Below are 24,910 nucleotides of genomic sequence, written 5' to 3'. Positions count from 1 at the left end.
TCAGTGACTTGATTAAAAGCAGCCAGCGACCGGCAACGCATGTCACATCCCCCAGCGGAATTCAGTTTGGCCGCTAATGCGATGCAGTCGCGGCTACCCACCGGAAAAGACGAGGACCCGGGCATTTTGTTGCAGCCCGCGCCGGATTTTCCGCCGGCCCTGCCGGCCGGCCCGTCCCCTCAGGGGGCGCCGCTTGTGACAATGCGCAGGAACGGCGTGACCTGGCGGACCGTGCCGCCGGCCGGCTGCAGCATCGCCTGCAGCGCGGCATCCGGCGCCTGCAGGTTATACAGGCCCGTGACCCTGCGTGCCGCGAGCGTCGCGTCGGTGACGATGATCCAGCCCCGCATGTAGGGCCGCAGGGCGGCGATGGCGTCCGACAGCGGCCGGTTGGCCACGAACAGCCGGCCGTCCAGCCACGGTGCGACCGTCGCCGGATCGACATGGCCGGCCGTGGCGGCACCGGAGGGCCGGTCGATTTCCATCCGGTCGCCGGGGCCGAGCTGCACATCCACCGCCTGCCCCGCACCGGGATAGCGCACGCCGACCGCACCGCTGCGCACCGTCACATCGAGGGCGGCATCGCTCAGCCCCACATCGAAAGCGGTTCCCAGCACCGTCACCGCGCCGCCGCCGGCGCGCACCGTGAACGGCCGGGCGGGATCGGGCGCCACCTCGAAGAAGGCGCGGCCCTTCAGCAGTTCGACGCCGCGCCCGGATTCGGACACATCCAGTGCGATGGCGGTTTCCGGCGCCATGCGCACGACGCTGCCATCGGCCAGCGTCAGCCTGCGCTGCTCCCCGGTGGCGGTGGTCGCATCCGCGGAAAGGCGCTGCACCAGGGCCGGCGCAACCGCCAGCAGCAGGCAGGCCGCCATGGCCGCCGCGATCCACAGGCGGCGGCGCGGCGGCGCGGCGCGCGGCAGCGGCAGGACGGAATCCGCGGCCGCCGCCGCAGGCAGATCGCTGCCCGCCTGCCCCAGCAGGCCCCAGGCACTGCCGACCTGGCGCCAGGCCAGATCATGCTCCGGCCGTTCCGCCAGCCAGGCGCGATGGCGCGCGCGCAGGGCCGCCGTCTCGCCGTCGCGCAGGCGGAGCAGCCAGACGGTCGCCTCTTCCAGATGCTGTTCGGTGGGTCTGCTGGTCATGTTCCGTTAAAGATGGGGACAGGCCTTGGCCGTCCCGGACAACCGGGCGGCACTGATACGACGAATAAGCGGCGCCTCCGTTTCAGGGGCCGCGGCCCGGTCAGTCCGTCCTGTCCTCCTCTGCATTCAGGCGGGTCACGATCTGCGCCATGCCCCGGCTGACCAGCCGCGACACCGTCGCGCCCGAGATGCCGAGCCGCAGACCCGCTTCGGCCACGGTGCAGCCCTGGAAGCGGCACAGCTCGATGGCCTGCCGCATCTGCGGCGGCATGCCCGCCAGGGCCGCCTGTATCCGCGCAACGGAATCGGTCAGCAGCAGCTGCTGTTCCGGTGTGCGCGGTGCCGCCGGGATCATCCACCATTCGGGCTCGGCCGCCTCCTGGCGACGTTCCAGCGAGCGGCGCCGGCGCAGGTCGTAGGCAAGGTTGCGCACGATGCGGAACAGGTAGGCCACCGGCTGTTCGATGGCCGTCTGGCTCTCCAGCGCCGGCGCGAAGCGCATGAAGGCCTCCTGCACCACGTCCTCGGCCCGGCCCCGGTCGCCGACGATCGGGGTGGCATAGTCGATCAATGCTGCGCGTTGCGCGACAAAGAGGTCTCGTGCGGCGTCCTGTTTCACTGCGGCCAGAACAATGGAATGGGCCGGCGGCGGCGGCGCTGCCGGAGGGAAGAGGCCCCGCAATCTAGATGAGAACGGTTCTCACATACAAGCCTTCCATTGCCGGCGCGCGGCTGACGTCAGCCCGGCATGCAGCGCAGCAGGTTGCCGCCGAGAATGCCGGCCAGTTCCGCATTGCTGAAGCCATGGCCGGCGATGGCCTCGACCAGTGCGCCGGCCTGCTCGGGCTGCAGGAAGCTCCAGGGCGGTTCCGGATAGCCGCGCGGCCAGCGTTCGCGGCTGTCGTGGAAAAACCCGAAATCGCTGCCCTCCAGATACATGAAATCCAGCCCGAGGCCGACATGCTGCGGCCCGACCAGGCCGGCGATATAGGCAACCTGCCGCGCCACCGCCGCCGGCAGTTCCGGCCCGGCGGCACCGAGAAAGAAGCCGACGCCATTGACCCCGATATAGCCGCCGCGCCGCGCGCAGGCGCGGATCAGGTCGTCGGTGATGTTGCGTTCGTGGTCGAACAGCGCCCGGGCATTGGAATGGGAAAAGACCGGGATGCCGGAGGTCGCGTCGATGGCCTCCAGCGCCGTGCGTTCGCTGCAGTGGCTGAGATCGACGGTCATGCCGGCCGCATCCATGCGGGCGACCAGCCGCCGGCCGAAGCCCGACAGCCCGCCATTGCGCGGTTCGTGGCAGCCGTCGCCGGCGGCATTGGCCTCGTTATAGGCAAGGATGCTGCGCCAGACACCGGCATTGCGGAAGGCATCGACATAATCCAGATCGTCATGCAGCGGCGTCGAGGTCTGGAAATGGAAGGAGACCGACAGCCGGCCGGCGGCCGTCGCCGCCTCGATCCCCGCCCGGCTGTCGACCACGCTGACCCAGTCCGCATGGGGCCGCAGCACGCGCCGGAACCAGCCGAGGCGCGACAGGGTCGCCGCAGCGCCGTCGCGGCCGGCCGCCGCCGTCAGGGAAACATGATCGATGCCCGCCGCCCGGTAGCGCCGCAGCACCGCGGGCAGATCGGCGCCCGGCGGCAGGAACACCGCGGTCCAGGGCAGCAGCCCGTCGCAGACCGGGACCTCCCGCAGTTCCGGGCGGGCGGCCCACCATGCAGCCGGGCCGCTCATGCCGCCTCCCCCGCATCCTGCAGCGCGGCGCGCACGCGCCGGCCGATCCCGGCCAGCCGGCCGGCCGGCTCGTTGGCGAAGACGAAGCGGATATACTGCGCGCCATGGGTCTCGCCCCAGCCGGTCATGGCGGTGGCGCAGACCCCCTGCTCCAGCAGGCGGGCGGCCATGGCCTCGCCATCCAGTCCGAAATCCGAAACCCGCAGCAGCATCGACCAGCCGCCGGCCGGGCGGCCGACCGGCAGGCCGTCCAGTTCCCGCAGCATCACGTCGCGCCGCGCCTCCAGCTCGGCCACATAGGCGGGCAGCGTCTCGTAGGAGCGCCGCAGGGCGACCGCCGCCGCATCCTGGCCGATGCCGACCGGCACGACGACATTGGCCAGCGACACCGCGACGATATCGGGCAGCAGATGCTCCGGCGCCACCACCCAGCCGACGCGCCAGCCGATCATGCGCAGTTCCTTCGAGGCCGCGCCCACCGTGATGGTGCGGCCGGCCATCCCCGGCAGGCCGGCCGGATGCAGGACGGCGCGGCGGTCGAACAGCAGGCGTTCCATGGCGCTGTCGACGATCAGCAGCAGGTCGTGTCTGACGCAGAGCCGCGCCACCAGCGCCCAGTCCTCCTCATCCAGCACGCCGCCGGACGGCATCGACGGCGACATCAGCAGCATGGCGCGGACATTCGGGCCGACGGCCTGCTGCAGGGCGGCGCGGTCGAGCGTCCACTCGCCGCCCGGCTGGAACCGGAACGGCACGAACCGCGGCACGCCGCCGGCCAGCCGCACCCGGTTGATCAGCCCGGCATAGGTGGGGTCGGTGACGATCACCTCGTCGCCCACCTCGATGGTCGCCAGCAGGACATTGAGGATGCCGGACAGCCCGCCGGCGGAGATGACGCAGTTGCGGGCCCCGGCATAGGGCACGCCGGACATCCGCGTGACATGGGCGGCCGCCGCCTCGCGCAGCCCGTCCTGGCCGATGAAGGGCAGGTAGCTGTTGTCGGAATCGAGGCCGGCCGCGGCCCGGGTGCGGGCGATGGCCTCCGGGTCCGGCGGAATGTCGACATCGAGATTTTCCAGCCGGAGATAGTCGCGCCCGGAGGCGTCGGCGATCGAGCCCATGCGGTCGACCCCGATCCCGGCTATATATTTCAGCCGTGCGGGGCGGCGTTGTGGTGCGGCCATGATGTCGTCCTTGCATTATCGATTATAGATAATCTATAATAATCAGACCATGGCGGACCTGTGCAAGACATTTCTGACCAGCCCGGCGGCACCATAACCAGCCGGATCACCCGCATCCTCGCCGACCGGATTGTCGCCGGGGCCCTGCCGCCGGGCGAACGCCTGCGGCAGGACCATATCGCTGCCGAATTCGGCACCAGCCATGTGCCGGTGCGCGAAGCCTTCCGGCGGCTGGAAGCCCGGGGCCTGGTGATCAGCGAACCCCGCCGCGGCGTGCGGGTGGCCGGGCTGGATCCGCTGGCCGTGCGCGAGGTGACCGGCATGCGCGCCGCCCTGGAAAGCCTGGCCCTGCGCCATGCCATCCCGCAGATGACGCCGGACATCCTGGCCGCCGCCGGCCAGGCCCTGCAGGATGGCGAGGCATCGGCCGACATCGCCGTCTGGGAAGCGGCCAACCGCCGCTTTCACCGCACCCTGCTGGCGCCCTGCCGCATGCCGCGGCTGCTGTCGGCCATCGACGACCTGCATGCCGCCAGCAGCCGCTTCCTGCTGGCGACCTGGCAGTCCGCCGACTGGCAGCCGCGATCCGACAGCGAGCATGCGGCCATCCTCGCCGCCGCCGGCAGCGGCGCAGCCGATCGCGCGGCCGGCCTGCTGGCCGACCATATCCTCGCCGCGGGCGAGGCCCTGATCGCCATGCTGGAGCGCAGGACCGGCGGCGGTGGCGGCGGCGGCGGCCGGGAGACCGACACGACCGACACCTAGCCGGCCGGCGCGCAGCCGACATGCAGCCGACCGGCCGGGCCGGTCAGCCCGGCCGGCCGATCTGCGCCTGCTTGCGCCGCAGGAACGGCATGTTGAAGAAGGTGCCGAAGGGGATGAAGGCCGGCACGGCCAGCCGCGCCAGTTCGGCCCGGCGCCAGCCGATCTCGGCCCGGGTGGAAAAGACCAGCCACAGATAGGCCACGAAAGCCACGCCATGGACGGGGCCGAGCACGGTGGTGACGGCGGGAATGCCGGCGCCGTATTTCAGCGGCACGCCGATGCAGACCAGAGCCACCAGCGTGGTTCCCTCGATCAGGGCGGCGATGCGGATCTGCCGCAACGCCGCCTGCGCCATCGAGACAGTCCCGGTCATTGTTCCCCCTCTGCAGATGACATGACCCTGCACGCCCGGGCGGTGGTTTTCCTGCGCGGCGGCCGTGCGGTCCTGCCGGCCGCACCCGCCTGGCCGACCTGTGTATAACCCTGTGGATGGCGCCCGGCATGGCTTCGGGATCGCGGGGAAAACCGGAATTCCGGTGCCGGCACAAGATATTGCGTGCCACCCCCCGGTGGATCAACCTGTAGAAACAATCAGGGAACAAACATCTGGACTTGAGGCGCCTGGGCGCTAGAGTCAGGCCCCTGCCCCGAAGCTTCCGCGCCCTCTCCCAGGACCGTTCCGATGCCGTCTCTGCCGTCGCCGATCGCCCCGATTTCCCAGCAGATCTGGGACATGAAATACCGCCTGAAGGCGGCCGACGGCGCGCCCATCGACCAGACGATCCCGGAGACCTGGCAGCGCATCGCCCGCGCCCTGGCGCAGCCCGAGGCCGATCCGGCCGCCTGGGAGGCGCCGTTTGCCGAGGCCCTGCGCGATTTCCGCTTCCTGCCGGCCGGCCGCATCGTCGCCGGCGCCGGCACCGGCCGCAACGTGACGCTGTTCAACTGCTTCGTCATGGGCACCATCCCCGACGACATGGCCGGCATCTTCGAGCATCTGAAGGAAGCCGCGCTGACGATGCAGCAGGGCGGCGGCATCGGCTACGATTTCTCCACCATCCGCCCGCGCGGCGCGCCGGTGAAGGGCGTCGGTGCCGATGCCTCGGGGCCGCTGTCGTTCATGGATGTGTGGGACGCCATGTGCCGCACCATCATGTCGGCGGGCAGCCGGCGCGGCGCCATGATGGCGACGCTCCGCTGCGACCATCCGGATATCGAGGCCTTCATCGAGGCCAAGCGCGAGGCCGGCCGCCTGCGCATGTTCAATCTTTCCGTGCTGGTGACCGATCCCTTCATGCAGGCCGTGAAGCAGAACCTGCCCTGGGAACTGAAATTCAACGGCACGACGTATCGCACCGTGCAGGCCCGCGACCTGTGGGACCAGATCATGCGGGCCACCTATGCCTATGCCGAGCCCGGCGTGATCTTCATCGACCGCATCAACCGCCGCAACAACCTGCATTACTGCGAGAGCATCGCCGCCACCAATCCCTGCGGCGAGCAGCCGCTGCCGCCCTATGGCGCCTGCCTGCTGGGCTCGGTCAACCTCGCCCGGCTGGTGAAGCGGCCCTTCGAGGCCGAGGCCGCGCTCGATCTCGACGAACTGGAGCGGCTGACCCGCACCGCCATCCGCATGATGGACAACACCATCGATGCCTCGCGCTTCCCGCTGCCGCAGCAGCAGGCGGAAGCGCAGGCCAAGCGGCGCATCGGGCTGGGCGTGACCGGCCTGGCCGATGCGCTGATCATGGTGGGGGCCCGCTACGGCTCGCCGCAGTCGGTCCGCCTGATCGAAAGCTGGATGCAGCGCCTGCAGCGCGCCGCCTATCTGGCCTCGGTCGAGCTGGCCAAGGAGAAAGGCGCGTTTCCGCTATTCGACCGCGCGCAGTATCTGGCCGGCGAGAGCATTGCCGAGCTGGATGCCGACGTGCGCGCGGCGATTGCCGAACATGGCATCCGCAATGCTTTGCTGACCTCGATCGCGCCCACCGGCACCATCTCGCTGTTCGCCGACAATGTGTCCTCCGGGCTGGAGCCGGTATTCAGCTTCAGCTACACCCGCACCGTGCTGATGCCCGATGGCAGCCGCCGCGAGGAGGAGGTGACCGATTACGCCTACCGTCTCTACCGCCAGCTGAAGGGCGAGACCGCGCCGCTGACCGAGGCCTTCGTCGATGCGCAGTCGCTCTCTCCCGCCGACCATGTGCGGGTGCAGGCGGCCGTGCAGAAATACGTCGACAGCTCGATCTCCAAGACCATCAACGTGCCCGAGGAGATCGATTTCGAGGCCTTCAAGGATGTCTACCTGATGGCCTACGAGACCGGCTGCAAGGGCTGCACGACCTACCGGCCGAACGACATCACCGGTTCGGTGCTGACGGTGAAGAAGGACGAGAAGAAAAAGGCCGAGGCCGACAGCCAGGCCGAGCTGCCGCTCAGCCCCGCCGGCCGGCCGGCCGAAACCGTCGTGAAGTCGCGCGATCCGCTGGCCGCCGGCGGCGTCGTGTATATGACGAAGCCGCTGGACCGCCCCGAGGCGCTGCCCGGCCGCACCTACAAGATCACCTGGCCCGAATCGGAACACGCGATGTACATCACGCTGAACGACATCATCCAGGATGGCCGCATCCGCCCCTTCGAGGTGTTCATCAACTCGAAGAATACCGAGCATTATGCCTGGACGGTGGCGCTGACCCGGATGATCTCGGCGGTGTTCCGGCGCGGCGGCGATGTCAGCTTCGTGGTCGACGAGCTGAAGGCGGTGTTCGATCCGCGCGGCGGCCACTGGATGGGCGGCCGCTATGTGCCGTCCCTGCTGGCCGCCATCGGCGAGGTGATCGAGCGCCACCTGGTCGAGATCGGCTTCATGGCCGATCCCAACGCGCAGCGCGAGGAAAAGGCGGTGCTGGCCCTCGCCGCCAATGCCGAAACGCCGAAACCCCTGTCCGGCCTGCGGCAATGCCCGAAATGCGGCCAGCCCGGCCTGATCCGGTCCGAGGGTTGCGACACCTGCACCTCCTGCGGCTATAGTAAGTGCGGATAAGGAAGCGCCTGACGTTCGCGTAAGGTGTTTCCGCAAGGGAAACGCCGCATGGATCACAACGACAAATTCGTCGTTCCCGCGCAAGCGGGAACCCAGAACTACTGTCGGTCTGGATCCCCGCCTTCGCGGGGATGACGATGGATAGTCAGATCAAAGCAGTCCTCTGGGATTTCGGCGGGGTGATCCTCACCTCGCCCTTCGAGGCCTTCCGCCGCTACGAGGAGGCGCGCGGCCTGCCGCGCGACTTCCTGCGGCAGGTCAATTCCGTCAACCCGCATACAAACGCCTGGGCGCGGTTCGAACGCGGCGAGGTCGATGCCGCCACCTTCGGCGACCTGTTCCATGCCGAGGCAAGGGCGCTGGGCCAGGACGTGCATGGCGGCGAGGTGCTGAAACTGGTGTCCGGCGAGGTGCGGCCGCGCATGGTGGCGGCCCTGCGCAAGGTGAAGACGCGGTTCCGGATCGCCTGCCTGACCAACAACATGCCGCTCGGCCACGGCCCCGCCATGGCGGTCAGCCCCGCGAAGGCAAAGGCCGTCGCCGAGGTGATGGCCCTGTTCGACCATGTGGTGGAATCGAGCAAGGTGGGCGTGCGCAAGCCGGAACCGGCCTTCTACGAACGGGCCTGCGCCCTGCTCGGCATCGCGCCGGCCGAAGCCGTCTTCCTCGACGATCTCGGCATCAACCTGAAACCCGCCGCCGCCATGGGCATGACCACGATCAAGGTGACCGATCCGGATCAGGCACTGGCCGAGCTGGGCCGCATCATCGACATGGAGTTCGACGCATGACTGCCGCCGTCCCGTCCAATACCGCCGACGCCCTGCTGGCCCGCGAGGATTTCGGCACCCTGTCGGAAATGCTGGCCGCCTGGGCCGCCGAACGCCCGGACCATCCGGCCGTGATCGAGGGCGGCCATGTGCTCAGCTATGCCCAGCTCGATGCCCGCGCCGACCGCGTCGCCGCCGCCCTGCAGCGCGATGGCGCGAAGCACAGCATCGCCATCGTCAGCTATTCCTGCGTCGATTACGTCGCCGCCTATGCCGGTGCCCTACGCGCCGGCCTTGCCGTCGCCCCGCTGCCGCCCTCGGCCACGCCCGAGCAGATCGCCGGCATGGCGCAGGATTCCGATGCCGGCCACCTGTTCTGGGACGCGCCCAATGCCGCGGCGCTGGCCGGCATCGCCGCTGGGCTGCCGGGAAAACGCATCCGCTTCGACAACGCTGAGTTCGAGACCTGGCTGGCGCCCGCGGGGGCAAAACCGGCGCCGGTCGCCATCACGCCGCAGATGCCCTTCAACATCATCTACTCGTCGGGCACGACCGGCACGCCCAAGGGCATCGTGCAGCCGCATGGCATGCGCTGGCTGCACATGCAGCGGGCCACCGCCTATGGCTATGACCGCGACGCCGTCACCCTGCTGTCGACGCCGCTCTATTCCAACACCACCCTGGTCAGCCTGTTCCCGACCCTCGCCGGCGGCGGCACCGCGGTGCTGATGGCGAAATTCGAGGTCGAGGCCTATCTGGAGCTGGCGCAGAACCACCGCGTCACCCACACCATGCTGGTGCCGGTGCAGTATCGCCGCATCATGGCGCATCCGGCCTTCGACCGCTTCGACCTGTCGGCCTTCCGCGCCAAGTTCTGCACCAGCGCGCCGTTTGCCGCCGCGCTGAAGGCCGACATCCTGAAACGCTGGCCCGGCAAGCTGATCGAATTCTACGGCATGACCGAGGGCGGCGGCACCTGCATCCTGATCGCCGACGAACATCCCGGCAAGCTGCATACCGTGGGCCCGGCGGCGCCCGGCCACGACATCCGCCTGATCGGCGAGGATGGCAGGGAGGTCGCGCCGGGCGAGATCGGCGAGATCGTCGGCCATTCCGGCGCCATCATGACCGACTATCACAAACAGCCGGGCAAGACCGCCGAGGCCGAATGGTACGCGCCGGACGGCCGCCGCTTCATCCGCACCGGCGACATGGGCCGATTCGATGCCGATGGCTTCCTGCAGCTGATGGACCGCCGCAAGGACATGATCATCTCCGGCGGCTTCAACATCTATCCCAGCGATCTCGAAGCCGTGCTGCGCGAACATCCGGCGGTCTATGACGTGGCGGTGGTCGGCGTGCCCAGCGAGGCCTGGGGCGAAACGCCGGTGGCCTTCGTGGTGAAGGCGCCGGGCCAGGCGGCCACGGCCGAGGAAATTCTCGCCTGGGCGAATGCCCGCCTCGGCAAGATGCAGCGGCTCAGTGCCGTCGTCTTCCGCGAGGTGCTGCCGCGCAGCGCCATCGGCAAGGTGCTCAAGCGCGAGCTGCGTGACGAATACGCGAAGGTGCCTGCATAACCCCCTTGCTGTCGTTCCCGCCCACGGGTCCGGCCAGAACCCGGCCCGAGGACAGGCTCCAGCGGGAAGCCGGGACCGGGCCCCGGCTCGCGCTTCGCTTGGCCGGGGCGACGAACAGGGTATTGGGCCGCTAGACCTGCGCGCACGGCCTTATACCTGCGCGCCACTGGCGCGCACGGCCTTATACCTGTGCGCCACTGGCGCGCACGGCGGCCAGAATCCGGTGCAGCGGACCGTCGGCGATGCCGAGCGCATCCAGATGCTGCACGGTGCTGGCCAGATAGGCCGCGTTGGGTCCGCGCTGGCCGCTGCGGCTGGCGATGATGCGCACCACCTCGACCTCCGACAGATGCCCGGCATATTGCGGATGCTGCGGATCGGCGACGAAGGCCAGCACCTTCACGCGGCTGCCGTCGCTCATCTGGGCCAGATGGAAACCCGGCCGGTAGACGCCGGTGACCATCTCGCGGCGGTAGAGATAGTCGATCACGGCATCCTGGTCGGCCCGGCGCACCCGGAAGGCGCGGCCCTTGCACGATCCGCCCGGCATCAGGCCGAGCACCAGGCCCGGGGCCGCCGGGGTGCCGCGGTAGCGGTGCGACCAGACGCAGAAGCCGCGATGGAAGCCCCACAGCTTCGCGACTTTCACCGTGGTATGCGGAAAACCCGGATCCCACATCAGCGAGCCGTAGCCGAACACCCACAGCGGCTCGCCCTGCGCCGGTTTCACCTGCGGGAATGGCGGCGGCGCGGCGCCGGGCAACGGCTCCTCGTGATCGAAGGGGATATGGCGTCCGGCCCGGCCCATGCCGCGGCGATCAGGCTTTCGGTGCCAGGTTGACCAGCGCCACCCCGGCCATGGTTGCCGCCATGCCGGCCAGCGCCAGCGGGCTGAGCTGCTCGCCGAACAGGAAGAAGGCGACCAGGGCCGTGCAGGGCGGTACCAGGAAGAACAGGCTGGAGACCCGGGCCGCGGCACCGCGGCGGATCAGGATGAACAGCAGCGAGATGGCTCCCAGCGAGAGGACGATGCACAGCCAGCCCAGCGCGAAGACGAATTCGCCGGACCAGATCACGGCGCGGGTCTCGAACAGCAGGGCGAAGGGCGCCAGGAAAACCGTGGTGGCGGCGAACTGGATCGCCGAGCCGCTGCGCAGGTCGACCGCCGGGCAGTAGCGTTTCTGGTACAGCGTGCCGATGGTGATGCCGACCAGCGCGATCACCGACAGGGCATAGCCGAACGGCGTGCCGACGCCGATGCCGAGCTTGGTCCACACCACCAGCACCACGCCGGCCAGCCCGAGCACGAGCCCGGCCCATTGCCGCGGGCTGACCCGTTCGCCCAGCACCGGACCGGCGGCGGCGGCCACCAGAAGAGGTTGGATCCCGACGATCAGCGCCGAGATGCCGGCGGGCACGCCATGATAGATCGAGGCGAAGACGCCGCCGAGATAGACCCCGTGCAGCAGCAGCCCGGCCACCGCGATATGGCCGGCCATGCGCGGGTCGCGCGGCCATGGCGCCCCGGTCAGGCCGGCCAGCAGCGCCAGCAGCACGGCGACGATGGCAAAGCGCAGCACCAGGAAGGTCATCGGCTCGGCATAGGGCAGGCCGAGCTTGGCGCCGATGAAACCGGTCGACCACAGCAGCACGAACAGGCCCGGCATCGCGGCGATGGCAAGCACGGACAGGGCGGAAGACGGAACGGCAGGCGGGGAAGCGGACATCGGCTCGGACATAACATATGTGATTGAGGCCCTCTGCCACCGGAATCCGGTGCGGGGCGGTTGCCGCACTATCGGCCGATCCGGTGCGGCCCGCAAGCCCGGCCCGCCGGTCTGCTCCACCCGTCTGCTCCACCCGTCTGCCCCGCCGGTCCGGGCGCATTGGCGCGGCATGGCGCCGCCTGCTATATCTGCGCCATGCGCTACCGCTTCGCCCTTCTGGCCGGCCTCATCGTCGGCGGCCTCGTCGCCTATTACTTCGTCTGGGCCCATCTGGCCGACCAGCTGCAGGCACGCCTGCTGGGCTGGATCGCCGCCCAGCAGGAGCAGGGCCGCATGGTCAGCTACGAGCGCATCCGGCTCTGGGGCTTTCCCTACCGCCTGTCGGCCACCCTGACGAATGTGCAGTGGCAGGACCCGCAATCGCCGGCCGCCTGGCGCCTGCAGGCCGACAGCATCACCGCGCATCTGCAGCTATGGGACCCGCAGCATGTGATCTTCGACATCGGCGGCAGCCAGCAGGCTGGCTGGACCGAGGCCGGGCCCGGCGGAGCGATCCTGCGCCGGCAGGCCGGGCTGGCCACCGAACGCTTCCGCGCCAGCCTGGTGATGGATGCCACCGGCACCTGGCAGCGCCTGGCCGCCGACCTGACCGCGCCGCATCTGACCGGGACGGCGGATGGCTGGAGCGCCGCACACCTGCTGCTGCATGCGCGGCGGGCCGGCAATGTGCCGCCGGGCACCGACCTCGCCATCCAGGCCGAGGCTTTGCAGCTGCCGGCGGCGGCCGATGGTCCGCTCGGCCGCGCAGTGGCGGAACTGAAACTGGTCGGCACCCTGCGCGGCCCCGCCTATGGCGGCAGCCCGGAGGAGATGCTGCGCACCTGGCGCGAGGCCGGCGGCATTCTCGAACTGCAGACCATCCTGCTGCAGTGGGGCGCGCTGCGGCTGGAAGGCGATGGCAGCCTGGCCGTCGACCGGCAATACCGGCCGCTCGGCGCCATGGCCGGCCGCATCTATGGCGCCGGGTCCGGCATCGACGCGCTGGCTGCGGCCGGGAAGATGACCGCACGGGAAGCCGCCGCCGCCAAGGCGGCCGTCACCCTGCTGGAGCAGACCGATGCGGAAAGGCGCCGCTTCCTGCCGGTGCCGCTGGCGGCGCAGGATGGCCAGCTGTCGCTCGGCCCGGTGTCGCTGTTCAGCCTGCCTTCGGTTTTGCCGGCTTTGCCGCAGCCGGCGCCGCAGACCCAGCCGTAGGCGAGGCGGCGCCGCGGCCGAAATCCGGTGCCGCGGTTTCCTGGCCGGCATCGATGATGGCACGGCGGATCGCCCGGGTGCGGGTGAACAGGTCGAACAGCGCGTCGCCCTCGCCCCAGCGGATCGCCCGCTGCAGGGCGATCAGGTCTTCGGTGAAGCGGCCGAGCATCTCCAGCACGGCTTCGCGGTTGTTGAGGAAGACGTCGCGCCACATGGTCGGGTCGGATGCGGCGATGCGGGTGAAATCGCGGAAGCCGCCGGCGGAATACTTGATCACTTCCGACTGCGTCACGGTTTCCATGTCGTCGGCGGTGCCGACGATGTTGTAGGCGATCAGGTGCGGCACATGACTGGTGATCGCCAGCACGAGATCATGGTGCCGCGGCTCCATCATCTCGACCCGGCTGCCGCAGGCGGCCCAGAAGGCGCGCAGCTTCTCGGTTGCGGCCGGGTCGGTATCCGGGGTCGGCGTCAGGATGCACCAGCGGCCGCCGAACAGCGCGGCAAAGCCGGCCGCCGGGCCGGAATGCTCGGTGCCGGCCACCGGATGGCCGGGCACGAAGGCAACGCCGGCCGGCAGATGCGGCGCCACGTCGCGGATCACCGACTGCTTGCAGGACCCGACATCGGAAACGATGGCGCCGGGCTTCAGCGCCGGGCCGATATGCGCCGCCACCGCGGCATAGGCGCCGAGCGGCACGCACAGCATCACCAGATCGGCATCGCGCACGGCATCCGCCGCATCGGCATGCACCGCATCGGCCAGGCCGAGTTCGGCGGCCTGGCGGCGATGCGCCTCGCTGGCATCGGCAACGGCGATGCTGCCGGCCAGATTGTGTTCGCGGGCGGCGCGGGCGATCGACGAGCCGATCAGGCCGATGCCGATGACGGCCAGCCGGCCGAACAGGGGCGTCTGCTGTGGCTTCGCCATCGCCGCTCAGCCCTTGTTGAGGAAATCGCCGAGCGCGGCGATCACCAGGTCGTTCTCGTCAGCCGTGCCGATGGTCAGGCGCAGCGCTTCCGCAAGGCCATAGGCGCCCATGGCCCGCAGGATCAGGCCGCGTTTGCGCAGGGCCGCGTCGGCCGCCTGCGCCTGCTGCGCCCCGCCGGGGAAACGGATCAGCACGAAATTGCCCACGCTGGGCAGCACGTTCAGGCCCAGCGCGTTCAGAGCGGCGGTCACCCGCGGCAGCTCGGTGTCGTTGTGGCTGCGCGCCCTGTCGAGCCAGGTCACGTCTTCCAGTGCGGCGACGCCGGCCGCCTGCGCCGCGGCATTGACGTTGAAGGGCCCGCGCACCCGGTTGAGCACGGCGACAACATTCTCCGGCGCGTAGGTCCAGCCCAGCCGCAGCGCGCCCAGCCCGAAGATCTTCGAGAAGGTGCGCAGCATCACGGTGTCGTCGCGTTCGGCCACCAGCTCGGCGCCATGCGAATAATCGTTGCGGCTGACATATTCGGCATAGGCGGCATCGACCACCAGCAGCACGCCGGCCGGCAGCCCTTCGCGCAGGCGGCGCAGCTCGGCAGCGGTGATGTAGCTGCCGGTCGGGTTGTTCGGATTGGCAACGAAGACGATCTTCGTCTTCGGCGTCACCGCCGCCAGCAGGGCGTCGACATCGGTGGTCCAGTTCTTTTCGGCCGCCTTCACCGGGGTGGCGCCGCGCGCCATCGCCGCGATCGGATACATCAGGAAGCCATGCTGCGAAAACAGCACCTCGTCGCCCGGGCCGCAATAGGCGGCACAGATCAGCGAGATCATCTCGTCGGAACCATTCGAGCAGATGATGTTCTCCGCCGGCAGGCCGAAATGCCGGGCAATGCCCTTGCGCAGCGCATCGGCAGCACCGTCGGGATAGCGGTGCAGCTCGTCGGCCAGCTTCCGGTAGGCTTCCTTGGCGCGCGGACTGGCCCCCAGCGGGCTTTCGTTGGACGACAGCTTGTAGACCCGGTCGACGCCCATGATCGCGCCTTCGCCGCCCTTGTAGGGTGCGATGTCGAGAATACCGGGCTGCGGCTTGGGCTGGGTCACGACGCGAACTCCTCGATGCAAAGGCCGCGCTCAGGCGGGCGGGGCGGCAAGCGGAACGGGATAGGCGCCGATGACGATGGCATCGGCCACCAGATCGGTGGCGCCGGCAGCCAGCGCGGCCAGCCGCGCATCGTCAGCCGCCAGGAAACCCTGCACCTCGACCAGCATGCGGATCAGGCCGTCCGAGCCGCGCTGCTGGGCCAGCGCATGGCCGGCCAGCCCGGCCTGGACCAGCATAGTCGACAGGCGCGCGAGGCTGAATCCTTCCTCGCGGGCCAGCAGCACCAGCAGCGAGGCATCCTCGCCCGAAGGTTCCGGCGCGGCATTGCCGATCACGAAGGCGCCGAGATCGGCGAAACGCCCCTCGGGATTGGGCACGAAGGGCAGACGGGCGATCACCCTCGGGGTATCGCCGGAACGGCTGGCCAGCATCGGCCACCAGGATTCCTTCTCGCCATCCTCGGGCATCGCCATCACGCCGAGCGTGGCCGGCTGCGACGAGATCGCCCGCATCACCGCCATCGCCGTGGTGCAGAGCTGCATCGGGGTGGTGGTGCCGTAGAAGTCGCGGGCGAGGTCCCAGCGCGCCACCGACTTGTTCGGGGCATGCACCGCCACCCGCACCGGACCCTGCAGGCGGTAGAGAGAGGAAATCATCTCGCGCCAGATGCGCAGCAGGGCGGCAGCCGGCAGGCTGCCGCGATGGCGCTCCAGCAGGCGGCGCAGGATCTGCGCCTCGCGGCCCGGCCGCAGGAAGGCGCCCGCCTCGCCGGCGGCATCCTTGCCGGCCGCGATCCGCTGCACGACTTCGGCGCGGCGGCGCAGCAGATCCTGGATCTGCTCGTCGAGCACGTCGATTTCGCGGCGCAGGTCGGCCAGGCTGGGGATATGGTCGCTCATCGGGGACAGGGTACAGGGCTGGAAAAAAGCCGCATAGTCTTAAGGCTTTCGCCCCGGATTGCAAAGCCGGACAGCAGGAAAACATTGACACCATGGGCAGGGCTGCGTAAGCAACGTGGCCCCGCGCCGGACAGGGTCCCGGCCGGGTTCCGCTCCCCCCAGGGCGCGGATTTCCCGCTCCAAGCCCTGTAGGATATCCGGCTGCCTGCCATGAGTGCCGCACACCCGCCATCCATCGGCCCCGCCCCCGCCAGTTCCGCCCCTGCCGGCCCCGCCTCTGGCGGGCCCGACCACCGGGTCACGCTGGGCGAGACCCTGCCCCTGCATCTCGATTGCGGGCTGGATCTCGGCCCCTACCAGATCGCCTACTGCACCTACGGGCAGCTGAATGCCGACAAGTCCAACGCCATCCTGGTCTGCCATGCCCTGACCGGCGACCAGTATGCCGCCAGCCCGCACCCGGTGACCGGCAAGCCGGGCTGGTGGAACACCATGATCGGCCCCGGCAGGGTGATCGATACCGACCGGTTTTTCGTGATCTGCAGCAATGTGCTGGGCGGCTGCATGGGCTCGACCGGGCCCAAGGAGACCAATCCCGCCACCGGCAAGCCCTATGGCCTGAATTTCCCCGTCATCACCATCCGCGACATGGTGAATGCCCAGGCCATGCTGCTCGACCATCTGGGCATCCGCGAGCTGTTCTGCGTGATCGGCGGTTCGATGGGCGGCATGCAGGTGCTGCAATGGGCGGCCAGCTATCCCGAACGCGTCTATGCGGCGATCCCGATCGCCTGCGCGGCCCGGCATTCGGCACAGAACATCGCCTTCCACGAGGTCGGCCGCCAGGCCATCTACAGCGATCCCGACTGGCGCAAGGGCGACTATCTCGAACAGGGCGTGATTCCGCGCAACGGCCTGGCCGTGGCGCGCATGGCGGCGCATATCACCTACCTGTCGGAAGCCGCCCTGCACCGCAAGTTCGGCCGCAACCTGCAGAACCGCGAGCGCATCACCTACGGCTTCGAGGCGGATTTCCAGGTGGAAAGCTATCTGCGCCACCAGGGCTCGACCTTCGTCGAGCGCTTCGACGCCAATTCCTACCTCTACATCACCCGTGCCATGGACTATTTCGACCTGGCCGCGCAGGACAGGAGCGCCGGGGCCGGCGGCGTGCTGGCCAATGTCTACAAGGGTGCGAAGACGCGGTTCTGCGTCGTCTCGTTCACCTCCGACTGGCTGTTCCCGACACCGGAAAACAAGGAAATCGTGCGCGCGCTGAACGCGGCCGCGGCCAATGTCAGCTTCGTCGAGATCGAAACCGACAAGGGCCACGACGCCTTCCTGCTGGACGAGCCGGAGATGTTCCGCACCCTCAAGGGCTTCATCGACGGCTGCGCCGAACACCGCGGGCTCAACGGGGTGCGGACATGAACGCGCCGCTTCCCGCAACCGGCGGCCATCGCGACATCCGCCGCGACCTGCTGCTGATCGCCGAGCATGTCGCAGCCGACAGCCGGGTGCTGGATGTCGGCTGCGGCGACGGTGCCCTGCTGGAATATCTGGCCCGCGAGAAGCAGGTGGACGGCCGCGGCATCGAGATCCGCCAGGCCGGCGTGAATGCCTGCGTCGCCCGCGGCCTCAGCGTGATCCAGGGCGATGCCGACAGCGACCTGCCGGACTATCCGGATGCCGCCTTCGACTACGTGATCCTCAGCCTGACCCTGCAGGCGACCAGGAATCCGCGCCGGGTGCTGCACGAGATGCTGCGCATCGGCCGGCGCGCCATCGTGTCCTTCCCGAATTTCGCCTACTGGCGCATCCGCCTGCAGCTGGCGCTGGACGGCCGCATGCCGATGACGGCGGCGCTGGACGATCCGTGGTACGAGACACAGAACATCCATCTCTGCACCATCCGCGATTTCGACGAACTCTGCAGCCGCGACGGCATCGTGGTCGAGCAGCGCATCGCGGTGGACGGCCATGGCAACCGCGGCGGCTGGAAACTGTCGGGCGCCGGCGCCAACCTGTTCGGCGCCCAGGCCGTATACATGCTGCGCCGCCGCTAGGCGGCGCGGGCCGGGCATCCGCTACGCCGGCGCGGGTCCCGATCCGCCCCAGACCGGGCTTTCCGCCGGCTTGAGCACGAAACGCCGGCGCTTTGCCTTGGCCGGCCGCAGCGGCGCGGCGGCATAGACCTGCTTTTCGGCTTCCACCAGCAGCACACCGGAAAACCGCTTCCACAGCACCTCGCCGGTCGCCTCCCAGGCGGTCTGCGCCCGCACCACGAAGGCGCGTTCCGACGGCGGCAGCCACAGGGCGGCCTGCGACTGGGTCGGCGAGAATAGGGCGTCGCGCATCAGCCGGGTCAGCTGCGGCGGCGTATAGGGATGGCCATGGCCGAACGGCGTCGCTTCGAGATGCGCCCACAGGCCGCGGCGGTTCGGCACCACCGCCAGCAGACGGCCCTGCGGGGTCAGCACCCGCCAGACCTCGCGCAGCAGGCCGCGCACATTCTCGGCATTCTCCAGGCTGTGCATCAGCAGCAGGCGGTCGACGCTGGCATCGGGCAGCGGCAGGTCCTCCTCGTCGACCAGCATCACCCGGCCGGGCAGGCCGCGCGGCCAGTGCACGACCCCCTGTGGCCCCGGCATGGCCGCCAGCACGCGGTCGGCCTCGGCCTCGAAGATGCGCAGGTACGGCGTGGCATAGCCCAGCCCCAGCACCGTCATGCCGCCGACATTCGGCCACAGGATGCGCAGGCGCTGGCGCAGGATGCGGCGCACCGCCTGGCCCAGATGGCCGGCATAGAATTCCCGCAGGTCGATGATGTCCGGTCGCAGCATGTGCCCTATACTAGCAGGCGGTTCCCGTGAAAGCTTGGGTTACGATACCGCCATGCCCCTTGAGATCGTCCAGATTCCCGTCCTCAGCGACAATTACGTCTATCTCGTCCACGATGCCGCCAGCGGCGCGACCGGGGTGGTCGACCCCGCCGTGCCCGAGCCGGTGCTGGCGGAGCTGCAGCGGCGCGGCTGGCGGCTGACCCATATCCTCAACACCCACCATCATCCGGACCATGTCGGCGGCAACATGGCGCTGAAGGACGCCACCGGCTGCACCATTGTCGGCCCGGAAGCCGATGCCGACCGCATTCCCGGCATCGACATCGCGGTGGCCGGCAACGAGGGCATCGATCTCGGCAGCCAGCATGCCCGGGTGTTCGATGTGCCCGGCCATACGCGGGGCCATATCGCCTACTGGTTCGGCGACAGCAGGGCGCTGTTCTGCGGCGACACGCTGTTTGCGCTCGGCTGCGGCCGGCTGTTCGAGGGCACCCCGGCGCAGATGTGGGCCAGCCTGCAGACCTTCCTCGCCCTGCCCGACGACACCCGGGTCTACTGCGCCCATGAATACACGGAATCCAATGCGCGCTTCGCGGTGACCGTCGAGCCCGGCAATGCCGCGCTGACCCGCCGCTATGACGAGGTCAGGGCCCTGCGCGCCGCCGGCAGGCCGACCGTGCCCTCGACCCTGGGCGAGGAGCGGGCCACCAACCCCTTCCTGCGGCCGGACAGCCAGAACCTGCGCGCCACGCTGGGCATGGCCGGCGCCGACGATGTCGCGGTGTTTGCCGAGACGCGCCGGCGCAAGGATACGTTCCGGGGGTGAAGTTTCCTGCCGTCGTTCCCGCGCAGGCGGGAACCCAGTCGGTCGGCAGCTGGATCCCCGCCTTCGCGGGGATGACGATTCGGGTTGTTACAAAGGGCGGCGTGCCTTCAGCGCGGCGCCCAGGCTTCCCTATAACGGGCGGCGCGCCTTCAGCGCGGCGCCCAGGGTGCCGTCATCCAGATAGTCGAGTTCGCCGCCGACCGGCACGCCATGGGCCAGGCGGCTGATCTGCACGCCCGACGGCGCGATGCGGTCGGTGATGTAATGGGCCGTGGTCTGGCCCTCCACCGTGGCATTGGTGGCGATGATCACTTCCTTCACCCTGCCGCCGCTCACCCGCGCGACCAGGCTGTCGACATTGAGATCGGCCGGGCCGATGCCGTCGAGCGCCGACAGCGTGCCGCCCAGCACATGATAGCGGCCGCGGAACACTCCGGCGCGTTCCAGCGCCCAGAGATCGGCCACGCCCTCGACCACGCAGAGCAGGGCCTCGTCGCGGCGCGCATCCGTGCAGATGGCGCAGGGATCGCGGGTATCGAGGTTGCCGCAGACCGAACAGGCATGCACGCTGTCGCCGACCTCGCGCAGGGCAGCCGCCAGCGGCAGCAGCAGCGCATCCTTTTTCTTGAGGAGATGCAGCGCCGCCCGCCGCGCCGAACGCGGGCCCAACCCCGGCAGGCGGGCCAACAGCTGGATCAGCCGCTCGATCTCGGGTCCGGCCATGGGGAATGCGGGATCAGAAAGGCAGCTTCATGCCCGGCGGGATCGGCAGGCCGGCGGTCAGCTTCTGCATCTCCTCGGCCATCTCGCGCTCGACCTTGCCCTTGGCATCGGCATGGGCCGCCTTCAGCAGGTCTTCGAGAATCTCGGCTTCCTCGGGTTTCAGCAGCGACGGATCGATCTTCACCCCGCGCAGCTCGCTCTTGCCGTTCAGGGTGACGGTGACCATGCCGCCGCCGGCCGAGCCCTGCACCTCGCGGCCTTCCATCTCGGCCTGCATTTCCTGCATGCGCTGCTGCATGGCCTGCGCCTGCTTCATCATCTGGCCCAGATTCTTCATCGCTTGCCGTCCCTGTCGTCAGTCCAGCTCGTCGAGCGGGTCGATATCGTCGGTCACATAGTCGCCGCTGCCGTCATCCTCGGGCAGGTCCGGTGCCGGCGGCACCAGCTCGCGCACGCCATCCAGCACCGCGCCGGGGAACGCGGTCAGCACCGACTGCACCAGCGGATGCGCCTGGACATGGGCGCGGCGGCGCGAGACCTCCGCCTGGTCCTGTTCGGCCAGCGTCGGCTCGCCCGGCAGCTTGGACAGCGATACCACCCAGCGCTGGCCGGTCCAGGCCTTCAGCTTCTCGGTCAGGCGGCCGGGCAGGTCGTGCCGCGCCGTGTCGCTGAGGCGGAGCTCGATGCGGCCAGGCTCGAAGCTGACCGGATGCACCTCGTTGAACAATTCGGCGGCCAGCAGGCCTTCGCGCATGTCCTTGGCCAGTTCCACCAGGGCCGGAAAGGTCTGCGGCATGGCAGCGAGGGCAACCGGTTCACCGGGCTGCGGCTGCGGCGCCGCCTGGCGGGCCGGCTGCGCCTGCATCGCCGCCGAAGCCCCGCCGCCATTGGCGGCGCGCACGCCACCACCGCCACTGCCACCGGCGGGCAGCGGCGCGCCGCCGCCCTTCTCGCGCCATTCCCTCACCACCTCGGCCGGGCCCGGCAGGTCGGCGGCATAGGCGAAGCGCACCAGCACCATCTCGGCCGCCGCCAGCGGCACCGGGGCGGCCCGCACTTCCTGCAGGCCCTTGAGCAGCATCTGCCAGCTGCGCGCCAGCACCGGCATGCCGAGCTTGCCGGCAAGATCCTTGCCGCGCTCGCGCTGGGTCTCCGGCAGGGTGACATCGTCGGGGGTGCCACCGATCACCTTCACCCGGGTCAGCCAGTGGGTCAGGTCCAGCAGGTCCTGCAGCACCACCGCCGGATCGGCACCGTGATTATACTGGTTCTGCAGGTTGTCGAGCGCCTCGGGCAGCTTGCCGTGCAGCAGCAGGTCGAGCAGGGCGAAGACCTGGCCGCGATCGGCCAGCCCCAGCATGTCGCGCACCAGCGCCGCATCGACCTTGCCGGCGCCATGGGCAATCGCCTGGTCAAGCAGGCTGAGGCCGTCGCGCACCGAGCCTTCGGCGGCCCGCGCGATCAGGGTCAGCGCATCGTCGTCGATCTGCGCCTCTTCCTTGCCGGCGATGCCGCGGAAATGCTGGGCCAGCACGGCGATCTCGACCCGTTTCAGGTCGAAACGCTGGCAGCGCGACAGCACGGTGACCGGCACCTTGCGGATCTCGGTGGTGGCGAAGACGAATTTCACATGCGGCGGCGGCTCTTCCAGCGTCTTCAGCAGGCCGTTGAAGGCCGCCGTCGACAGCATGTGGACCTCGTCGATGATGTAGATCTTGTAGCGTGCCATCGAGGGGGCGTAGCGCACGGCCTCGATGATCTCGCGGATGTCGCCGATGCCGGTGCGCGAGGCGGCGTCCATCTCGAAGACATCGGGATGCCGGTCTTCGGCAATGGCCTTGCAGTTGTCGCAGACGCCGCAGGGCTCGATGGTCGGACCACCCTTGCCGTCCGGCCCGGTGCAGTTCAGCGCGCGGGCGATGATGCGGGCGGTGGTGGTCTTGCCGACGCCACGCACGCCGGTGAGGATGAAGGCCTGGGCGATGCGCCCGGTGGCGATGGCATTGGTGAGCGTGCGCACCAGCGCGTCCTGGCCGATCATCTCGGCGAAGTTGCTCGGCCGGTATTTGCGGGCGAGAACGCGGTAGGGCGCGGGTTTGCTCATAACCTCTCGGACTGTAACGTCTTCTGACAGTAACGTCTTCCGGCTGGCGACGCATCCTTGCCGGCGCGGAAACCGGAGGGCGGCTCTGAAGAGGTGGGAGGCTGACAACGACCCGAACGGGAAACTCGTTACGGCTGCTTCCTTCCGGACCTGACCGGGTTGGCGAGGCGTCCGTCCGCCACCAACCTCCCGGGGCCTTATATCAGCCATCGCGCCGCACAATTCAATGGGTAGGAATCCCCATTCCGGCGATAGACGGCAGCCGGCAGATATGCCAGCGTTCCCGGATGCTTAGCCCCGACCCAAAGGCGCGCCCGCCACGCCCCATCACCTTCACCGGCAATCCGCTCGACCGCGCCGGCAATCCGCGCCGCGATGCCGGCTGGATGGCGGGCAAACGCCGGGCGGCAGACAGCCGTTTCCTGCCCATGCGCGAACTGAAGCCGCTGGTGGATGTGACGGGCAAGCCGGCCCGGCTGGCCTGGCAGGATGCCCCGTGGGCGGCGCGCTATCCGGCCCTGCCGGCCGTGTTCCTCGGACTGGACGATTCGGGCATCGCCCATTTCGCGCTCGATTGCGACACGGCGCCCGACACCGCCGACCTGCATGGCGAGACGGTGAAATACATCGACGTGCGCTCGATCGCGCCGCAGGTCAGCCCCGGCGAGGCGGCGATCCTCGCCCAGGCCCGCAGCCTAATCGACTGGCACCAGCGCCACGGCTTCTGCGCCCAGTGCGGCAACCCGACGGCAATGACCGAGGGTGGCTACAGCCGGCGCTGCGAGAGCGAGGCCTGCAAGGCCCAGCATTTCCCGCGCACCGATCCGGTGGTGATCATGCTGGCGGTGCGCCGCGATGCGCAGACCGGGCAGGACATGGTGCTGCTGGGCCGGCAGGCGCATTTCCCGCCCGGCATGTATTCGGCGCTGGCCGGCTTCATGGAGCCGGGCGAGACCATGGAAGAGGCCGTGCGCCGCGAGATCATGGAAGAGGCCGGGGTGGCCACCGGCGCGGTGCGCTACATCGCCTCGCAGCCCTGGCCGTTTCCCGCCTCGCTGATGCTGGGCTGTGTCGCGGAAGCGGCCGACGCCGCCATCACCGTGGACAAAGCCGAACTCGAGGAGGCGCGCTGGTTCAGCCGCGACGAGATCGCGCAGATGCTGGCCGACAGCACCAACATGGAAGCCAGTCCGCGCCTGTCGCCGCCGATCAGCCTGGCCCACCAGATCGCCCGGCGCTGGATTGCCGGCGCCTGACGGCGCCTGAAGAAGGAAACCCCCGATGCCGCGCCCGGTGCTCGACGAAACCCGCATCCACCCCGCCATCCGCGAGAAAACCGCCGGCCATGGCGCGGCCATCATCGCCGAGGTCGAGGCCGCCATCGCCGCCGATACCGTGGTGGTGGTTGGCATGGCGATGAACCCATTCCCGCGCCGGGCCCGCCGCCTGCTGCAGGCCCGCGGCATCCCCCACCGCTACCTGGAATATGGCAGCTATCTCGGCGACTGGCGCCGCCGCAACGCCCTGAAAATGTGGACCGGCTGGCCGACCTTCCCGATGGTTTTTGTCCGCGGCCAGCTGATCGGCGGCGCCGCCGATCTCGCCCGGCTGCTCGAATCTGGCGAATTCGACCGCCTGGCCGCCGGCTGAGCCCGCTCCGGTCCGGCCACGCCTCTGGTCGGCCCGCCCGGGCGCCCTAGTTTCCTGTCCGGGCCCATGACCGGATACGGGCCCGGGGAGGGTCTGCCATGGCCTTCATCGACCATATCGACCACGGACCGACGCGGCTGCTCTACCGCTACTGGCTGTCCCGCCGCCGCGACTGCCTGATGCCGGCCCGGCGCCTGATCGAGCCGCGGGACATCGCCGAACTGCTGCCGCATATCTTCCTGGCCGACGTGATGCCGCAGGGCCGCTACCGCTACCGGCTGGTCGGCACCCATATCGGCGAGCATGTCGGCCGCGAACTGACCGGCAGCTATCTCGACGAACTGGCCGAGGGCCGGCATTACGAGCGCTTCCGCACGATCTTCGATCTTGTCGCGACCGCGCCGGCGATCAACTACTTCGCCTCGGAGCTGCACTGGCAGGATCGCAGCTGGATGATGTATCGCCGGCTGCTGCTGCCGCTGTCGGATGACGGCATTACGGCCAACATGCTGCTCGGCGCCTCGTTCTACGAGCCGCGCGACCCGCGCTACGACACGGTGCGGCGGCTGGACGAGACGATCCAGGTACGCGAGCTGGAAAACGAGACGATGGCGCTGTCCTGACAGC

General features: G+C 69.4%; 25 protein-coding genes and 1 other RNA gene. 11 read left to right on the top strand and 15 right to left on the bottom strand.

Annotation, left to right across the window (positions count from 1 at the left end; translation table 11 throughout):
- Positions 1–179: 179 nt before the first annotated feature.
- The 4 genes from ACEQZY_RS01090 to ACEQZY_RS01075 all read right to left on the bottom strand — a co-directional run bounded on the left by ACEQZY_RS01090 (position 180) and on the right by ACEQZY_RS01075 (position 4,072).
- Positions 180–1,148 (bottom strand): FecR domain-containing protein, encoded by a 969-nt coding sequence (locus ACEQZY_RS01090; RefSeq protein ID WP_370151688.1) that lies wholly within the window; start codon positions 1,146–1,148, stop codon positions 180–182.
- A gap of 100 nt (positions 1,149–1,248) precedes the next feature.
- The gene (locus ACEQZY_RS01085) at positions 1,249–1,767 is read right to left on the bottom strand and encodes an RNA polymerase sigma factor (protein WP_370151685.1); all 519 of its coding nucleotides are present in this window, start codon (positions 1,765–1,767) and stop codon (positions 1,249–1,251) included.
- A gap of 119 nt (positions 1,768–1,886) precedes the next feature.
- A complete protein-coding gene (locus ACEQZY_RS01080) occupies positions 1,887–2,888 on the bottom strand; it encodes a dipeptidase (RefSeq protein ID WP_370151682.1) in 1,002 nt (333 codons plus the stop codon).
- Positions 2,885–4,072 (bottom strand): pyridoxal phosphate-dependent aminotransferase, encoded by a 1,188-nt coding sequence (locus tag ACEQZY_RS01075; protein ID WP_370151680.1) that lies wholly within the window; start codon positions 4,070–4,072, stop codon positions 2,885–2,887. Before ACEQZY_RS01075 ends, ACEQZY_RS01080 begins: the two co-directional genes overlap by 4 nt.
- Before the next feature lie 60 nt (positions 4,073–4,132).
- On the opposite strand from ACEQZY_RS01075, the gene ACEQZY_RS01070 reads away from it, so the two are divergent.
- Entirely contained in the window at positions 4,133–4,837 is a 705-nt protein-coding gene (locus ACEQZY_RS01070; RefSeq protein ID WP_370151677.1) for a GntR family transcriptional regulator, read from the top strand.
- Between the two features lie 43 nt (positions 4,838–4,880).
- Here the strand turns inward: ACEQZY_RS01070 and ACEQZY_RS01065 are convergent, their stop codons facing one another.
- The gene (locus ACEQZY_RS01065; RefSeq protein ID WP_341704561.1) at positions 4,881–5,210 is read right to left on the bottom strand and encodes a DUF3817 domain-containing protein; all 330 of its coding nucleotides are present in this window, start codon (positions 5,208–5,210) and stop codon (positions 4,881–4,883) included.
- Between the two features lie 309 nt (positions 5,211–5,519).
- On the opposite strand from ACEQZY_RS01065, the gene ACEQZY_RS01060 reads away from it, so the two are divergent.
- The 3 genes from ACEQZY_RS01060 (at position 5,520) to ACEQZY_RS01050 (ending at position 10,227) form a co-directional block, all read left to right on the top strand.
- Positions 5,520–7,880, top strand: a complete 2,361-nt coding sequence (locus ACEQZY_RS01060; RefSeq protein ID WP_370151675.1) for an adenosylcobalamin-dependent ribonucleoside-diphosphate reductase — start codon at positions 5,520–5,522, stop codon at positions 7,878–7,880.
- 137 nt (positions 7,881–8,017) lie between these two features.
- Positions 8,018–8,671 (top strand): HAD-IA family hydrolase, encoded by a 654-nt coding sequence (locus ACEQZY_RS01055; protein WP_341704563.1) that lies wholly within the window; start codon positions 8,018–8,020, stop codon positions 8,669–8,671.
- A complete protein-coding gene (locus ACEQZY_RS01050; protein WP_370151673.1) occupies positions 8,668–10,227 on the top strand; it encodes a class I adenylate-forming enzyme family protein in 1,560 nt (519 codons plus the stop codon). Before ACEQZY_RS01055 ends, ACEQZY_RS01050 begins: the two co-directional genes overlap by 4 nt.
- Before the next feature lie 181 nt (positions 10,228–10,408).
- Here ACEQZY_RS01050 and ACEQZY_RS01045 read toward each other — a convergent pair whose 3' ends face one another.
- Positions 10,409–11,035 (bottom strand): gamma-glutamylcyclotransferase, encoded by a 627-nt coding sequence (locus ACEQZY_RS01045; protein ID WP_370151671.1) that lies wholly within the window; start codon positions 11,033–11,035, stop codon positions 10,409–10,411.
- A 10-nt stretch (positions 11,036–11,045) separates the two neighbouring features.
- Positions 11,046–11,954 (bottom strand): DMT family transporter, encoded by a 909-nt coding sequence (locus ACEQZY_RS01040; RefSeq protein WP_370151669.1) that lies wholly within the window; start codon positions 11,952–11,954, stop codon positions 11,046–11,048.
- Positions 11,955–12,113: 159 nt separating this feature from the next.
- Between ACEQZY_RS01040 and ACEQZY_RS01035 the strand changes: the two genes are divergently transcribed.
- Positions 12,114–13,208, top strand: coding sequence for a DUF2125 domain-containing protein (locus ACEQZY_RS01035; RefSeq protein ID WP_370151666.1), 1,095 nt, complete (start codon positions 12,114–12,116; stop codon positions 13,206–13,208).
- Here ACEQZY_RS01035 and ACEQZY_RS01030 read toward each other — a convergent pair.
- Genes ACEQZY_RS01030 through pheA form a run of 3 tightly spaced genes read right to left on the bottom strand, consistent with a single transcriptional unit; the run spans position 13,150 to position 16,137 of the window.
- On the bottom strand, positions 13,150–14,139 hold the full coding sequence (locus tag ACEQZY_RS01030) for a prephenate/arogenate dehydrogenase family protein (RefSeq protein WP_341704568.1): 990 nt from the start codon (positions 14,137–14,139) through the stop codon (positions 13,150–13,152). The two genes, ACEQZY_RS01035 and ACEQZY_RS01030, sit on opposite strands and share 59 nt — an antisense overlap.
- Before the next feature lie 6 nt (positions 14,140–14,145).
- On the bottom strand, positions 14,146–15,237 hold the full coding sequence (hisC, locus tag ACEQZY_RS01025; RefSeq protein WP_341704569.1) for a histidinol-phosphate transaminase: 1,092 nt from the start codon (positions 15,235–15,237) through the stop codon (positions 14,146–14,148).
- A 30-nt stretch (positions 15,238–15,267) separates the two neighbouring features.
- On the bottom strand, positions 15,268–16,137 hold the full coding sequence (gene pheA / locus ACEQZY_RS01020; protein ID WP_370151663.1) for a chorismate mutase: 870 nt from the start codon (positions 16,135–16,137) through the stop codon (positions 15,268–15,270).
- Positions 16,138–16,347: 210 nt separating this feature from the next.
- Between pheA and ACEQZY_RS01015 the strand changes: the two genes are divergently transcribed.
- Together ACEQZY_RS01015 and metW are read left to right on the top strand one after the other, a co-directional pair.
- Positions 16,348–17,568, top strand: a complete 1,221-nt coding sequence (locus ACEQZY_RS01015) for a homoserine O-acetyltransferase (RefSeq protein WP_341705290.1) — start codon at positions 16,348–16,350, stop codon at positions 17,566–17,568.
- The gene (gene metW / locus ACEQZY_RS01010; protein ID WP_341705289.1) at positions 17,565–18,203 is read left to right on the top strand and encodes a methionine biosynthesis protein MetW; all 639 of its coding nucleotides are present in this window, start codon (positions 17,565–17,567) and stop codon (positions 18,201–18,203) included. Before ACEQZY_RS01015 ends, metW begins: the two co-directional genes overlap by 4 nt.
- Positions 18,204–18,224: 21 nt before the next feature.
- Here the strand turns inward: metW and ACEQZY_RS01005 are convergent, their stop codons facing one another.
- Positions 18,225–18,980 (bottom strand): methyltransferase domain-containing protein, encoded by a 756-nt coding sequence (locus tag ACEQZY_RS01005; protein ID WP_341705288.1) that lies wholly within the window; start codon positions 18,978–18,980, stop codon positions 18,225–18,227.
- A gap of 52 nt (positions 18,981–19,032) precedes the next feature.
- Between ACEQZY_RS01005 and gloB the strand changes: the two genes are divergently transcribed.
- On the top strand, positions 19,033–19,806 hold the full coding sequence (gloB, locus tag ACEQZY_RS01000; protein WP_341705287.1) for a hydroxyacylglutathione hydrolase: 774 nt from the start codon (positions 19,033–19,035) through the stop codon (positions 19,804–19,806).
- Positions 19,807–19,935: 129 nt separating this feature from the next.
- Here gloB and recR read toward each other — a convergent pair whose 3' ends face one another.
- The 4 genes from recR to ffs form a co-directional block, all read right to left on the bottom strand.
- Positions 19,936–20,529, bottom strand: coding sequence for a recombination mediator RecR (gene recR, locus ACEQZY_RS00995; protein ID WP_341705286.1), 594 nt, complete (start codon positions 20,527–20,529; stop codon positions 19,936–19,938).
- Positions 20,530–20,542: 13 nt separating this feature from the next.
- On the bottom strand, positions 20,543–20,866 hold the full coding sequence (locus ACEQZY_RS00990) for a YbaB/EbfC family nucleoid-associated protein (protein ID WP_370151660.1): 324 nt from the start codon (positions 20,864–20,866) through the stop codon (positions 20,543–20,545).
- 18 nt (positions 20,867–20,884) lie between these two features.
- The gene (locus ACEQZY_RS00985) at positions 20,885–22,663 is read right to left on the bottom strand and encodes a DNA polymerase III subunit gamma/tau (RefSeq protein WP_370151729.1); all 1,779 of its coding nucleotides are present in this window, start codon (positions 22,661–22,663) and stop codon (positions 20,885–20,887) included.
- Between the two features lie 63 nt (positions 22,664–22,726).
- Positions 22,727–22,823: signal recognition particle sRNA small type (ffs, locus tag ACEQZY_RS00980), an RNA gene on the bottom strand.
- A gap of 97 nt (positions 22,824–22,920) precedes the next feature.
- Here ffs and nudC point away from each other — a divergent pair.
- From nudC to ACEQZY_RS00965, 3 genes are all read left to right on the top strand, one after another.
- Entirely contained in the window at positions 22,921–23,889 is a 969-nt protein-coding gene (gene nudC / locus ACEQZY_RS00975; protein WP_370151658.1) for an NAD(+) diphosphatase, read from the top strand.
- Between the two features lie 25 nt (positions 23,890–23,914).
- On the top strand, positions 23,915–24,283 hold the full coding sequence (locus ACEQZY_RS00970; RefSeq protein ID WP_370151656.1) for a glutaredoxin domain-containing protein: 369 nt from the start codon (positions 23,915–23,917) through the stop codon (positions 24,281–24,283).
- Positions 24,284–24,381: 98 nt separating this feature from the next.
- Entirely contained in the window at positions 24,382–24,906 is a 525-nt protein-coding gene (locus tag ACEQZY_RS00965; RefSeq protein WP_370151654.1) for a PAS domain-containing protein, read from the top strand.
- The last annotated feature ends 4 nt before the right edge of the window (positions 24,907–24,910 follow it).

It is taken from the genome of Ferrovibrio sp. (assembly GCF_964218355.1).
Taxonomy (GTDB): domain Bacteria; phylum Pseudomonadota; class Alphaproteobacteria; order Ferrovibrionales; family Ferrovibrionaceae; genus Ferrovibrio.
The sequence above is the reverse complement of the archived record's forward strand: the minus strand, read 5'-3'. Positions and strand labels throughout refer to the sequence as shown.